The organism is Agrobacterium sp. LR_9, from assembly GCF_041954855.1.
GTDB lineage: Bacteria > Pseudomonadota > Alphaproteobacteria > Rhizobiales > Rhizobiaceae > Agrobacterium > Agrobacterium leguminum.
Map to the genome: position 1 here is coordinate 265,042 of NZ_JAVAYA010000003.1, position 13,598 is coordinate 278,639.

Consider the following 13,598-nt stretch of genomic DNA (forward strand, 5'->3'; position numbering starts at 1 on the left):
TGTCGAGGCGCTTGTCAGCCGGCAAATATCAGGTCCGTGTCTGGCCGGTGCCATGCACCCGGTATTTGAACGAGGTGAGCTGCTCGACGCCGACCGGGCCGCGCGCATGCATCTTGCCCGTGGCAATGCCGATTTCAGCACCCATGCCGAATTCGCCGCCGTCCGCGAACTGCGTCGAGGCATTGTGCAGGAGAATGGCCGAATCGAGTTCGTTGAAGAAGCGCGCGACTACATCGGGATCCTCGGCGATAACCGCCTCGGTGTGGTTGGACGAATAGGTGCCGATATGCTCGATCGCGCCTGAAATACCCTCCACCACGGCGACCGAAATGATCGCATCGAGATATTCGGTGCGCCAGTCCTCTTCCGTTGCCGGTGCGAGACCCGCCACCACGTCGCGAACGGCCTGCGAACCGCGCACTTCGCAGCCAGCTTCGATCAAGGCCTTGACGAGCGGCGCAAGATGGGTGGAAACGGCAGCGGCATCCACCAGCAGCGTCTCAGCCGCCCCACAAATACCGGTGCGGCGCATCTTGGCGTTGACGACGATACGTTTCGCCATGTCGAGATCGGCCGATTTGTCGATATAGACATGACAAATGCCTTCCAGATGCGCGAAAACCGGTACACGGGCTTCCGAATGCACCCGCGCCACGAGGCTTTTGCCGCCGCGTGGCACGATGACGTCAACCGTGCCGTTCAGGCCGCTGAGAAGCGCGCCGACAGCGGCGCGGTCGGTCACCGGCACCAGCTGAATGGCATGCTCGGGAAGACCGGCTATCTTCAGACCTTCCACGAGGCAGGTATGGATAGCACGCGATGAATGTTGCGAATCCGAGCCGCCGCGCAGGATAACGGCATTGCCCGCCTTCAGGCACAATGCGCCGGCGTCCGCCGTCACGTTCGGGCGGCTTTCGTAGATCACGCCGATGACGCCGAGCGGCGTGCGCACGCGCTCGATCTTCAGCCCATTCGGACGATCCCAGGCGGCGATGACTTCGCCTACCGGATCGGGCAGCGCCGCCACCGAACGGATGCCTTCGGCAATACCGGCGATCCTTGCATCGTTGAGGGTCAGCCTGTCCACGAAGGAAGCGGCAAGGCCTGCACTTTCCGCCGCGGCCAGATCTTTCCTGTTGGCGGCGAGGATCGCATCCCTGGATGCCTCGATGGCGGAGGCCATGGCAAGCAGCGCGCGGTTCTTCTGGTCTGTGCCGGCGATGGATAACGGTCGCGAAGCAGCTTTCGCCTGAGCGCCGATGGTGATCATCAGCGCGTCAATATCATGGCTCTGCTTCACGGCCTGTTCAGGCATGGACCTCATCCTTTTTTGCATTTTTAACTTTGACGGCAGCGCCCGTCATCACCAGATCGTCACGATGAATCATGGCCGCCCGCCCGACATAACCGAGGATCGCCTCGATCTCGTTGGACTTGTGACCGATGATAAGACGCGCCTCTTCAGCATCGTAACCCGCAAGACCACGAGCGACTTCACGGCCTTCCGCACCGATAATGGCGATTGCGTCACCACGGCCGAAATTGCCCTTCACCAGTCGCACACCCGCCGGAAGCAGGCTTTTTCCGGCATAAAGAGCCTTTTCCGCACCGGCATCCACATGGATTTCGCCGGCCGGCTGCAATTGCCCGGCAATCCAGGTCTTGCGCGCCGTCACCGGCGTGCCCGAAGGCGCAAACCATGAGGAGCGCGCGCCGTTTTCAATAGCCTTCAAAGGATTAAGCGTCTTGCCGGAAGCGATGATCATGCCGCAGCCGGCAGCCGTCGCGATCTTGCCCGCGTCGATCTTGGTGCGCATACCGCCGCGTGAAAGCTCGGATGCCGCACCGCCTGCCATGGCCTCGATTTCGGGCGTAATATCGGCAATCGTCTCAAGGAATTTCGCGTCGGGATCGAGATGCGGCGGAGCCGTGTAAAGCCCGTCAATATCCGAAAGCAGCACCAGAAGATCGGCGCCCGTCATGGTCGCCACACGCGCCGCCAGACGGTCATTGTCGCCATAGCGGATTTCGGTGGTCGCCACGGTATCGTTTTCATTGATGATCGGGATAGCGCCGATCTTCAGCAACTGGTTGATGGTGGCGCGCGCATTGAGATAACGGCGACGCTCTTCGGTATCGGAGAGCGTCAGAAGAATCTGGCCGGCGACGATCTCATGCCGCGACAGGCTTTCCGACCATGCCCGCGCCAGCGCGATCTGGCCGACAGCCGCCGCCGCCTGGCTTTCTTCCAGCTTCAATGCACCGGAAGGCAGGCCAAGCACGGTGCGGCCAAGCGCGATGGCGCCCGAAGACACAACCTGCACATCCGCGCCATTTTTCTTCAGCGCGGCGATATCCTCGCAGATGGCGTCGAGCCAGTCTTTCTTGAGACCGGTCTTCCGGTCCACCAGAAGCGCCGACCCGATCTTGATGACGATCCGGTGATGGCTCGCCAGCGGCTTGCGCGTCAGGCTCATAGGCGGTCGTCCTCTTCCTCGGCCTCGCTGTCCTCATGCGGCATCGACCGGTCGGGCAGGGCGGTTTCGCCGCCATTGCTCGCCGAGACGATGACATCGCGAAGGGCGCGCAGCGCTTCCGTCATGCCGATATGGGCGGCAGCGGAGAGAAGTAGCGGGGGACGGCCGCAGGCCTTCTCCAGTTCCTTGGCTTTCTTTTTCAGCTCTTTTTCATCAAGCACGTCGATCTGCGACAGCGCCACGATTTCCGGCTTGTCGGTCAGCCCGCCGCCATAGGCGTCCAGCTCGGCCTTAACGGTCTTATAGGCCTTGCCGACCTTTTCTTCCTGCGCGGAAACGAGATGCAGAAGCACACGGGTACGCTCCACATGGCCGAGGAAACGGTCACCGATGCCCACACCCTCATGCGCGCCTTCGATGAGGCCGGGAATATCGGCCAGCACGAATTCACGGCCATCGATTGTCGCGACGCCTAGGTTCGGATGCAGCGTGGTGAAAGGATAGTTGGCAATCTTCGGCCGCGCACGGGTGACCGTTGCAAGGAACGTGGATTTGCCCGCATTGGGCAGACCGACGAGACCCGCGTCAGCGATCAGCTTCAGCCGCAGCCAGACAGTCTTTTCCTCGCCTGCGAGGCCCGGATTGGCATGGGTGGGCGCCTGATTGGTCGACGACTTGAAATAGGCATTGCCGAAGCCGCCGTTGCCGCCGGCGGCAAGGCGAAAACGCTGGCCTTCCTTGGTAAGGTCAACGATCAGCGTCTCATTGTCTTCCTCGAAGATCTGTGTACCGACGGGCACCTTCAGCACCACATCCGAGCCCTTGGCGCCGGTGCGGGTCTTGCCCATGCCGTGCTGTCCGATCGAGGCCTTGAAATGCTGCTGGAAACGGAAATCGATCAGCGTGTTGAGGCCGTTGACCACCTCAACCCAGACATCGCCGCCGCGTCCGCCATCGCCACCGTCAGGGCCGCCGAACTCGATGAATTTTTCACGCCGGAAGGAAACGGCGCCCGCGCCGCCGTCACCGGACTTGATATAAACTTTTGCTTCATCGAGAAATTTCATCGGACTGCCGTTCTATCGGTTTGCGGGCGCACCATCCAATTGTGCCGCGCCAAACAAAAAAATCGTCGTTTCGAATACAAGCGCTTCTTCACGAGGTCAAAGACTATCGTGCGGGAAGCCCCTGCGTGAGACAAGGCCGGTTTGGGACAAACCGGCCTTGTTTTGGTTGCTAGCGATGCGGCGGAATGAAATCCTCAGCCGTGATCATCGTATCGATATGCGCCACCATAGCGGCACGCGCCGTGGCGTAAATCTGGTGGCAGCCGGTCACCCGGAAGCCAAGTTTCTCCTGCACACGCAGCGAAGCGGGGTTATCCGCAAACACGCCGGAATGCAGAACCATTCCGGGCATACGGCGGAAAAACCGCTCGACCACGGCGGCCACCGCCTCGGTCATGTAACCCTTGCCCCAGTAGAAGCGGTTCAGCCAGTAGCCGAGATGCCACTCGCCGTGCCGCAATTCCACCGAGACGACGCCAATCAGGGTGTCGTCACCGCTGGTGATGGCGAAATCCCAGTCGGGCAGCGTGCCAGAGGTACGCAGCACCAGCCATTCCAGCGCATCCTGCTTGTGGTAGGGCGCGGGAACGCGGGCCAGCATTCTGGTCACGGCGAAATCGCCAAGCGATTCCGCAATGCTGCCGGCGTCGGAAAGCCGCTGCGGCCGCAGCACCAGACGCGATGTCTCGATGACGGGGCAGGGGCCGGGCGGCGCCACGGTGGGGGCAGTCCGCCGTCGGGTCAGTTCGAGCGCACTCATCCCATGTCCCTCCAGCTCTTCAGCGAAACCCAGGTCTTGCGGTCGAGCCTGTACCATTCGACCGGCACCATGCCGCCAAGCGCCAGAGACCCGACCATGCCGGAGCCCTGGAACTGGAAACCGCACTTCTGGATGACGCGGCGCGACGCGATGTTGGTGACCCGGCAACGAGCATCGATCTGATCGATTTCACGCGTGCGGAAGGCCATGTCGATCAGCGCATGCGCCGCTTCCGTCATATAGCCGCGGTTCCAGTAGGGTTCCCCCAGCCAGTAACCGATCTCCAGCGTCTTTTCGTCTTCCTGGGGTTCGAGCGCGCAGCAGCCCAGAAACTCGCCATTGTCCATGCGGGTAATCGCATAGACGCACTTGCCAATCTCGCCAGCTTTGGAGCGTCGCACAAAATCCGCGGCGTCTTTGGCCGTGTAAGGGTGCGGCATACGCGACACCATGGTCGCGATATTGGCATTGTTGGCAAGATGGGCAAGGGCGTCGATGTCTTCTTCGTGAGGCTTGCGCAAAACCAGCCTCTGCGACAGTAAAACGGGGCAATCGCTCCTCGACCGATCGGGCCTCGGCCGTTCCTCGGGTGACCGTGATTGGTCAACCCTCAACAATTCAGCTTGCATGGTTCAGTCCCTCCTTGGGGTTAAAGAAAAAGGGGAGTTGGGTGGTGCCCCATCTCCCCTGTTTTCTTGACTGAACCTGATACGTCTCAGCCGGGTCGATGGGACACCGGCTGCATATGACGCTTACCGGCTTATTCTGCGGCTTCCGCTTTCGGGGCCACGGATACGAATACGCGGCCGTTGGCCTTCGTACGGAAGTTCACGTTACCTGCGGTCAGTGCGAAAATCGTGTGGTCCTTGCCGATGCCAACATTGGCGCCCGGATGCCACTGCGTGCCGCGCTGACGCAGAATAATGTTGCCTGGAATGACAGCTTCGCCGCCGAACTTCTTTACGCCAAGGCGCTTGGATTCGGAATCGCGACCGTTACGCGAGGAACCGCCAGCTTTTTTGTGTGCCATTGGAGTTCTCCTTTAAACCTTGTTTCCCGTGTCGCGCCGATCAGGCAGCAACGATGTCCGTGATGCGGACGACAGTGTGATGCTGACGATGGCCGCGCGAACGCTTGGAGTTCTGACGACGACGCTTCTTGAAGGCGATGACCTTCTTGCCGCGATTGTGCTCGACAACTTCAGCCTTGACGATGGCGCCCTTGACGAAGGGAGCACCGAACTTGGCGTCGGCGCCTTCGCCAACAACGAGAACTTCGGTGAATTCTACAGTTGCGCCTGCCTCTGCTTCCAGCTTTTCGATGGTCAGCACGGCGTCGGCCGCTACGCGGTACTGCTTACCGCCGGTCTTGATGACTGCGAACATTTTTTATCCTTTCATGTTCGTTCCGGCTCTGCCCGCAAATGCAAGCTGGCCGTCTTTTTATCAGTCGGAGTAGCGGAAATCCGTCAGGACTGAACGCCCTTTTGAATGTCTGCCGGTGAAGCCGCCTTTTGAAGGGCGGAATAAACAGAAGGCGCACTACGCCATCAATTTGGGTGCCGATTACGCGAGACGCCCGTTTATGTCAAGATGACGACGGCTTGAAAAGTAACTGTAACGCCAAGAATTTCATGCTTTTTCGGCGGGTGAAGCAGTCGGGTCTCGAAATTTGTCCAGCAAGTGTTTATATGGGCCTTCCAACAAGGAGCAGAAATGGCCCGCATAGACCAGACCGACGATTGGCGGGACCGCCATGCGCCGACACTTTCCGCCTTCGAGTCGCTTGCGATCGAGGCATATGGCCACCTGCCGGAAGAATTTCGCGCGCTGACGAAAGATCTCATCATCGAGATCGCCGATTTTCCGACCGATGACGTGTTCGAAGACATGGCGCTCGAAACACCCTTCGATCTTCTCGGACTGTTCGAAGGACGCGGCATCTCCGAACGTTTCACCATGGAAACGGGTGAGATGGTGAACCGCATCACGCTTTATCGCCGTCCCATTCTCGACTACTGGGCCGAGAACGAGGAAACCCTGGGCGATATCATCACCCATGTCCTCATCCACGAAATCGGCCACCACTTCGGCCTGTCGGATGACGACATGGAGCGGATCGAAGAAAGCGCCGACGAGGCCGCCGCCGATCGCTGATCGGGGCGGCTACCGCCGCTCACTGCTCGCCGAGCTTCATATCCGGATGGTATTCCTTGCCCTCGACCACCTTGGTCACGGCCTGGCCGCAATGCATGACGCCGCTTGCGGCGTTGAAGGCGTAGCTTGGCGAACCCGCGAGTTCCCATCCCTTGTTCAGCGCCTCGGTGACCCGGTGACAGAATTTCGCGTCGTCGGGACCGGTTATGAAACGATAGACCTTCACGTCTTATTTGCCTCTCTTTGTGCGATGATATCGGCCATGGCGACCAGCCTTTCGGCCTGCCCCACATGCAGCCGCTCGATCATGCGGCCGTTCATGTTGATGACGTTCAATTCCACAGATTCGGGTTTTGCGAAAGCGGCAATGATCTCGCGGGCTTCCGCAACCGCTGCCTCGTCCGGGGCGAAGCGCCGGTTGGCCGGCTCGATCTGTGCCGGGTGGATCAGCATCTTGCCATCGAACCCCATGGCGCGACCCTGCTCACATGCGGCTTCGAAAGCGGCGATATCGCGGAAATCGTTCGAGACGCTGTCGATGACATCCAGACCATAGGCACGGGCGGCAAGCACCACCTGCATCATCCAGGGCACGAGATAAGTGCGTCCGGGAAGGGCCGGCACCCGCGTTTCCTTACGCAGGTCGTTGAGCCCGATGACAAAAGCCGAAAGCCGCGCATCCGGCGTATGGGCTGCGTCAGCAATCGAGGCCGCATTCAGGACACCAAGCGGTGTTTCGATCATCGCCCAGATTTTCAGGTGCTCCGGCGCATCCGCCTCGGCCAGAAGATCGGCCACATCGTGAATATCGGCCGGCTGCTCCACCTTCGGCAAAAGAATTGCATCCGGCCGGCAGGAAAGCACAAGCTGTAAATCCGCCTTACCGTCGGGCGTGGAAAGCGGGTTGATGCGGATAATGATCTCGCCCCCGGCCAAGGGCGCTTGCGAAAACAGCTTTTGCAGATTGTCCCGCGCCTCTTCCTTCATCCCGGGGGCGACCGAATCCTCCAGATCGAGGATCACTCCGTCACAATCGAGATCGCGGATTTTTTCCAGTGCCCGGACATTGATGGCCGGCACGGAGAGCAGCGAACGACGTGGTCTCACAAGAATATTTTCGGAAAAGTTGACCATGCCGCACTTGTGTCAAGCTTTTGTGACATCCGCAAGCTGACAATCCACTGAATCCTCTTGCAAGCCGGAAGAAGAAGGCCCACATTCGTCTGGATAGAAAGGTTTGGATCATGCAAGGCATACGTTCGTTTTTCATCGCCGCATCCGGCATTGCAATTCTCGCGATAGTCGCCCTTTTCACCGCGTCGCTCACGGTCGCTTTTATCGGCGTGCTCGCGGTTCTCAGTGCTGCCCGCCTGCTTTCCGCGCGTCTGAAGCCGGCCCCCATTCCGGTCAAGCCCCGTAACCAGCGCGATATGCGCGTCTGGAACGACGGCAAGGGCACGATTATCGATCTCTGAGATCGTCTCGAATCGGCAAAATGCCAGAGCGCCGCGCGCGGCGTACCGAAGAACGCGGGTTTGCGCTTCTAAAGTGATGAGTTTTGCAGTATTTCCCGGCAGAACACGTCCGGTGAGCTTTAACCAGCCCCGGATTTTGTTGAAGGGAAACACGGGAAGCGACAGATGGAAAAATTCACCAAGCTGACGGGCGTTGCCGCGCCCATGCCGGTGGTCAATATCGACACCGATATGATCATTCCGAAAGACTATCTGAAGACCATCAAGCGCACCGGCCTCGGCAAGGGCCTCTTCGCCGAGTCGCGTTATCTTGAGGATGGTTCACCCAATCCGGATTTCGTACTGAACAAGCCCGCCTACCAGAACGCCCAGATTCTTGTCGCCGGTGACAATTTTGGTTGCGGCTCTTCGCGCGAACATGCGCCATGGGCGCTTCTCGATTTTGGCATCCGCTGCGTGATCTCCACCAGCTTCGCCGACATCTTCTACAATAACTGTTTCAAGAACGGCATCCTGCCGATCGTCGTCAGCCCCGAAAACCTCGAAAAGCTGCTGGACGATGCGTCGCGCGGATCGAACGCCGTTCTCTCCATCGATCTGGAAAGTCAGGAAATCAGCGGCCCCGATGGCGGCACGATCACCTTCGAGATCGACGAATTCAAGCGTCACTGCATGCTGAACGGGCTTGATGATATCGGCCTGACGCTCGAACATTCGGGTGCCATCGACACGTTCGAAAAGGCAAACGCCTCGGTCCGCCCCTGGGCCTGACCACATTTCCGCTCTTCAAAAAAGCCGATCCCGTACCAAACAGTACCGGATCGGCTTTTGCTTTGCTTGAAAAGCCCTTGAGGCGGAGATAAGAAGCCTCCGATCCCGTCCGGCTGCGACACGATTTGCCATGTGCAGGACGGAATGAGTTTGACGCCGCGCTCGCCGCAATCGAAAACCCTTCAGGATGTTTTTCGGCGCGCCGCCCAAGGAGGGTTTCTCATGACAGTCCGTTCGCTTTTCCTGCTGCCCGGTGACGGTATCGGCCCCGAAGCCATGGCCGAAGTTCGCAAGCTGATCGATTATATGAACAGCGCGCACAAAGCCGGTTTCACCGTCTCGGAAGGTCTGGTCGGCGGCTCTGCCTATGACGCGCATGGCGTGGCGATTTCCGATGCGGATATGGAAAAGGCGCTTGCCGCCGATGCGATACTGTTCGGCGCGGTCGGCGGCCCGAAATGGGATGGCGTCCCCTACGAGCACCGCCCGGAAGCCGGTCTGCTTCGCCTGCGCAAGGATCTCGAACTTTTCGCCAATCTGCGCCCGGCCATCTGCTACCCGGCGCTTGCCGCGGCCTCTTCGCTGAAGCCGGAACTGGTCGAAGGCCTCGATATCCTCATCGTCCGCGAGCTGACGGGCGGTGTTTATTTCGGTGAGCCGAAGCAGATCATCGATCTCGGCAACGGCCAGAAGCGCGGCATCGACACGCAGATTTACGACACTTTCGAAATCGAGCGCATCGCCAGCGTCGCTTTCGAACTGGCCCGCACCCGCGACAACCGCGTCTGCTCGATGGAAAAGCGCAACGTCATGAAATCCGGCGTTCTTTGGAACCAGGTGGTCACCGAAACCCACGCCGCCAAGTTCAAGGATGTTCAGCTGGAACATATGCTGGCCGATGCCGGCGGTATGCAGCTGGTGCGCAAGCCCAAGCAGTTCGATGTGATCGTAACCGACAACCTCTTCGGCGACATGCTCTCCGACGTCGCCGCCATGCTCACCGGCTCGCTCGGTATGCTGCCGTCCGCTTCGCTCGGCGCGCCTGACGCCAAGACGGGCAAGCGCAAGGCCATGTATGAGCCGGTCCACGGTTCGGCCCCGGATATTGCCGGCAAGGGCATCGCCAACCCCATCGCCATGATCGCGTCCTTCGCCATGTGCCTGCGTTACTCGTTCAACATGGTGGATGAGGCAACGAAGCTCGAAGCAGCGATCGCAAACGTGCTGGACAAGGGCATCCGCACCGCCGACATCATGGCCGAGGGCAGCCGTCAGGTCGGCACCTCCGAAATGGGCGACGCGGTTCTCGCCGAATTCAAGGCGCTTTCGGCGTAACGCTCGACGAAACCGGCTGGGCAGGCGGCACCTTTGCCTGCCCATCTTCCTTCGGCAGAAGATGCTCATATCTTTTGTCAGTCAGCGTCTTCAGAAAGGCGACGATGGCGTCCACACGCTTGTCGTCCAGCGCCGGAGCGGATGTCAGTTCCGCCATGGCGATATTTTCAGGCACTTCCGGCGCATCCCACGTCTTGCCCGTTTCCGGATTGATCTGGCGGCTCGGCTTCTTGCTTTTATATTTCACATAAAACAACACTACCGTACGCAAATCCTTGAACACGCCATTGTGCATGTAAGGACCGGTGACGGCGACATTGCGCAGCGTCGGCACCTTGAACTTGCCACGCTGGGCGGCATCGCCGGCAACTTCCGGATTTTGCGCCAGACCCAGATCGACCGCGCCCGGTTTGGAGCCGTTCACGGCCCGAACCGATGTATTGGCGGGAACGCCGATGTTGAAATATTTGTGGTTGGTGAAGAGGCCGTCTTCCAGACCCCTAGCGCCACGGATTTCATGGCAGGTATTGCAATTGGTGAATTGCGTCGAGGAGATCAGAACCCGACCCAGCTCTTCCTGATCGGTCAGCTTCTCCTCACCGCGCAGGAAGCGGTCATATTTGGAATCGAAGGTGGAGAACTCATCCGAACGCTCAAAGCTCGCCAGCGCCTTCGTCATCGCGGCATAGGCGGTGTCGTCGCTTTCAAAAACATCCTTGCCGAACTGCGTGCCGAAAGCCGCGACATAGTCCGGGTTTTCCCTGAGCCGTTTGACGACCGAGGCCTTGTCCGGCATGCCCATTTCGAGGGGATTGAGCGGCGGACCGCCCGCCTGATCTTCAAGCAGGGAGGCGCGGCCATCCCAGAACTGCCCGCCGACATACTCTCCCGCCGCATTCCTGCCGAATGGCGGCGTGAAGCGAGCATAAGCTGCAGTCGGCGCGTTGCGGTCGCCCAGTGAAATGCCGTCATCGCCAAGCGATACATCCCGTCCCACCTTGTCGCTCTCCCGCGCATCGGAAAAACCGGCGGCCTGCATATGGCAGGTGGAACAGGCCATGGTGCGGTTTATCGAAAGATTGGGGTCGTCGAATAGCGCGGCACCCAGCTTTTCCAGCGTCGCATAGTCTTCACCGCCGTGGGCAGCCATACCATCGACACCGGTGCCCAAGGGGGCCAGCAGAATGGATGCGGCAAGAGCAGCGGAGACAAAAAATCCGGGTTTCATCATCGGTAGGCACGCTCGATATAAATGCGCGAGAGCAGGTTCGGACCGGGACATATGAAGCGGCTTTCGGTCCTGCCGCGCTTCACCGAACATGGATCACGGGAGATAACTCCGTGCTTCCATGCCCTATAAAGAAATCTATAGCACTTTCCCGTGATCCAGGCCTACAAACTTTCGCAGCTTGGTCCACTTTGCCGCAGGTCCACGGACCAAACCCGGAAACGATCAACTGCCTCTGGCGATGGCATGGAAAAAGGTGCCCGAGACAAACCCTCTTCTGCCACCTGATGGCCCGAGCGGACGACCCTGCCCGTCCGCAATCTGGGCGAAGGGCTCATCGCGACCGGGATCGGTAACCCGAGCATAATGGAATTCATGGCCGCGCAGAACATCTCCCACCGCGCCGAGCGGTCCGCTTGCCGCGATTGTTGCCTGCCGGTAGCCGAGATTCATCTTGCGCGTCGCGAAGCTGGTGGCATGCGACAGAAGCCCGGTCATGGCATGGGTCACGCCATCCGCATCTTCCAGCGCCTCGCCCAGCACCATGTAGCCGCCGCACTCGCCATGAACAGGCTTTGCCGCGGCAAAGCGGGCAATACCCGCCTTGAAACCAGCCGCATCCGCAAGCTTTCCGGCAAAAAGCTCGGGATACCCACCCGGCAGCCAGCAGATATCGCAGCTCCCGTCGGGCGCCTCATCCGCGAGCGGCGAGAACGGCACGATCTCGGCCCCGGCCGCCTGCCAATGCTTTCTGAGATGCGGATAAAGGAAAGTGAACGCCGCATCCTCTGCCAGCGCGATGCGCTGGCCGGGCGGTGCAATCGCCGCGTCCACCGAGCCAGAAGGCACATTCACCGGCGCGGCGAGTGAAAGCAGGGCATCGAGATCGATGGATTTTTCCATCGCATCCGCGAGCCGTTCGATATGCGCATCGATTTCCGGATGTTCGCTGGCCTGCACCAGCCCCAGATGCCGTTCAGGCAGGATGAGCGAAGGATCACGCAGCACACAGCCGGCAACAGGAAGGCCGATTTTTTCGATGGCTTCCGTGCACAGCGTCCGGTGTCTTTCGCTGCCCGCCCGGTTCAGCACCACCGCCGCCATGGTAACGGCCGGATCGTAGTGGGCAAAACCATGGGCGACGGCAGCGGCCGTCTGCGATTGGCCGGACACATCCAGCACCAGCAACACGGGAATGCCGAACAGCCGCGCCAAATCCGCCGCCGAACCTGTGCGATTTTCCGCAACCGGAATGCCGTCGAACAGGCCCATGGCGCTTTCGATCAGAACAAGCTCCGTATCCTCGGCCTGCTGCGAAAACAGGTGCCGCAGCAATTCCGGCCGCATGGCCCAGCTGTCCAGATTGAGGCCGGCTGTGCCGGTGGCGAAGGTATGGAAACCGGGATCGATGTAGTCAGGCCCGGTCTTGATGCCGCGCACCTTGATGCCGCGTCGGGCAAAGGCCCGGAGCAGACCGATAGTTACGCTGGTCTTGCCGGAACCCGAACGCGGCGCACCGATGATGATCGCCCGCGCCGTCATGAGCCGGAAACTCCAAGACGCGCCCGCATCGAAACAATCTCGCCGATGACGATCAAAGCCGGCGCTTCGAAATTTTGCCTGATTGCATCGTCAGCTATGCTTTTCAGCGAGCCGATGAAAATCCGCTCCTGCGCTGTCGTTGCCGACATAATGACGGCGACCGGCGTTTTGGCGGAACGGCCACCCTGCATCAGAAGGCTGGCGATCGTGCCGATATTCTTGAGCCCCATATAAACGACGATGGGTTCGCGTGTTTTCGCCAGCGCCAGCCAGTCCAGATCCTCTTCGGTGCCCGCCGCGTGGCCCGTGGCCAGCGTCACCGCGCGGCTGATGCCGCGCATGGTGGCGGGGATGCGGGCGGAAGCAAGCGCGGTGAACGACGAGGTCATGCCCGGCAATATGCGGAACGGAATGCCGGCATGGACAAGCGCCTCCGCCTCTTCACCGCCGCGCCCGAAAATAAAGGGATCACCGCCCTTCAGCCGCAGCACCTTTTTGCCTTGGCTAGCGAAATCGATCAGCGAAGCAGTAATGTCATCCTGCGTCGCAGAAGGCTTGCCACCCCTTTTGCCCGCAAACACAATCTCCGCCTGCGGACCAAGCGCTATGACTTCGTCGCTCACCAGCGCATCGCGCACGATAATATCGGCCTGAGACAGCGCGAGCGCCACTTCCAGCGTCAGATAACGCACATCGCCCGGCCCTGCGCCCGCGAGCCAGACGTGGCCGGCTTCGAAGACCGGACCTTTTGCGGCAATGCTGTTCAAAATCTGCGCTATCGACATTC

16 protein-coding genes are annotated in these 13,598 nt (G+C 60.1%); 4 read left to right on the forward strand and 12 right to left on the reverse strand.

The annotated features are described in order from the left end of the window. Positions 1-28: 28 nt before the first annotated feature. The 7 genes from RAC79_RS05770 to rplU form a co-directional block, all read right to left on the reverse strand. Positions 29-1,315, reverse strand: a complete 1,287-nt coding sequence (locus RAC79_RS05770; protein WP_174039747.1) for a glutamate-5-semialdehyde dehydrogenase — start codon at positions 1,313-1,315, stop codon at positions 29-31. Beyond that, complete coding sequence (gene proB, locus RAC79_RS05775) at positions 1,308-2,477, reverse strand: glutamate 5-kinase (protein ID WP_059759775.1); 1,170 nt, start codon at positions 2,475-2,477, stop codon at positions 1,308-1,310. Before proB ends, RAC79_RS05770 begins: the two co-directional genes overlap by 8 nt. Beyond that, on the reverse strand, positions 2,474-3,544 hold the full coding sequence (obgE, locus tag RAC79_RS05780; protein WP_035265258.1) for a GTPase ObgE: 1,071 nt from the start codon (positions 3,542-3,544) through the stop codon (positions 2,474-2,476). Before obgE ends, proB begins: the two co-directional genes overlap by 4 nt. 169 nt (positions 3,545-3,713) lie before the next feature. Further along, entirely contained in the window at positions 3,714-4,304 is a 591-nt protein-coding gene (locus tag RAC79_RS05785) for a GNAT family N-acetyltransferase (protein ID WP_174039748.1), read from the reverse strand. Then, positions 4,301-4,933, reverse strand: a complete 633-nt coding sequence (locus RAC79_RS05790; protein ID WP_374996944.1) for a GNAT family N-acetyltransferase — start codon at positions 4,931-4,933, stop codon at positions 4,301-4,303. Before RAC79_RS05790 ends, RAC79_RS05785 begins: the two co-directional genes overlap by 4 nt. Before the next feature lie 131 nt (positions 4,934-5,064). Next, a complete protein-coding gene (rpmA, locus tag RAC79_RS05795; protein ID WP_003492686.1) occupies positions 5,065-5,334 on the reverse strand; it encodes a 50S ribosomal protein L27 in 270 nt (89 codons plus the stop codon). Positions 5,335-5,374: 40 nt separating this feature from the next. After that, the gene (gene rplU, locus RAC79_RS05800; protein WP_003492690.1) at positions 5,375-5,689 is read right to left on the reverse strand and encodes a 50S ribosomal protein L21; all 315 of its coding nucleotides are present in this window, start codon (positions 5,687-5,689) and stop codon (positions 5,375-5,377) included. A 330-nt stretch (positions 5,690-6,019) separates the two neighbouring features. Here rplU and RAC79_RS05805 point away from each other — a divergent pair, with 330 nt between their 5' ends. Beyond that, on the forward strand, positions 6,020-6,460 hold the full coding sequence (locus RAC79_RS05805) for a metallopeptidase family protein (RefSeq protein WP_003520258.1): 441 nt from the start codon (positions 6,020-6,022) through the stop codon (positions 6,458-6,460). Between the two features lie 19 nt (positions 6,461-6,479). On the opposite strand, the gene RAC79_RS05810 is transcribed toward RAC79_RS05805, so the two are convergent. Both RAC79_RS05810 and RAC79_RS05815 read right to left on the reverse strand, forming a co-directional pair. After that, positions 6,480-6,686 (reverse strand): DUF1737 domain-containing protein, encoded by a 207-nt coding sequence (locus tag RAC79_RS05810; RefSeq protein ID WP_003505258.1) that lies wholly within the window; start codon positions 6,684-6,686, stop codon positions 6,480-6,482. Then, positions 6,683-7,594 (reverse strand): CoA ester lyase, encoded by a 912-nt coding sequence (locus tag RAC79_RS05815; protein ID WP_174039749.1) that lies wholly within the window; start codon positions 7,592-7,594, stop codon positions 6,683-6,685. The genes RAC79_RS05810 and RAC79_RS05815 overlap by 4 nt, the downstream gene beginning before the upstream one ends. Before the next feature lie 110 nt (positions 7,595-7,704). On the opposite strand from RAC79_RS05815, the gene RAC79_RS05820 reads away from it, so the two are divergent. From RAC79_RS05820 to leuB, 3 genes are all read left to right on the forward strand, one after another. Continuing rightward, the gene (locus RAC79_RS05820) at positions 7,705-7,935 is read left to right on the forward strand and encodes a hypothetical protein (RefSeq protein ID WP_020809819.1); all 231 of its coding nucleotides are present in this window, start codon (positions 7,705-7,707) and stop codon (positions 7,933-7,935) included. Positions 7,936-8,100: 165 nt separating this feature from the next. Continuing rightward, positions 8,101-8,706: a 3-isopropylmalate dehydratase small subunit gene (gene leuD, locus RAC79_RS05825; protein WP_003520255.1), complete on the forward strand. Its 606-nt coding sequence runs from the start codon at positions 8,101-8,103 to the stop codon at positions 8,704-8,706. A gap of 222 nt (positions 8,707-8,928) precedes the next feature. Continuing rightward, entirely contained in the window at positions 8,929-10,041 is a 1,113-nt protein-coding gene (leuB, locus tag RAC79_RS05830; protein WP_142844431.1) for a 3-isopropylmalate dehydrogenase, read from the forward strand. On the opposite strand, the gene RAC79_RS05835 is transcribed toward leuB, so the two are convergent. The 3 genes from RAC79_RS05835 to cobA form a co-directional block, all read right to left on the reverse strand. Beyond that, on the reverse strand, positions 10,022-11,272 hold the full coding sequence (locus RAC79_RS05835) for a cytochrome-c peroxidase (protein ID WP_121490422.1): 1,251 nt from the start codon (positions 11,270-11,272) through the stop codon (positions 10,022-10,024). The two genes, leuB and RAC79_RS05835, sit on opposite strands and share 20 nt — an antisense overlap. A 222-nt stretch (positions 11,273-11,494) precedes the next feature. After that, entirely contained in the window at positions 11,495-12,811 is a 1,317-nt protein-coding gene (locus RAC79_RS05840) for a cobyrinate a,c-diamide synthase (protein ID WP_080856882.1), read from the reverse strand. Then, positions 12,808-13,596: a uroporphyrinogen-III C-methyltransferase gene (gene cobA, locus RAC79_RS05845; RefSeq protein ID WP_080856883.1), complete on the reverse strand. Its 789-nt coding sequence runs from the start codon at positions 13,594-13,596 to the stop codon at positions 12,808-12,810. Before cobA ends, RAC79_RS05840 begins: the two co-directional genes overlap by 4 nt. Between the last annotated feature and the right edge of the window lie 2 nt (positions 13,597-13,598).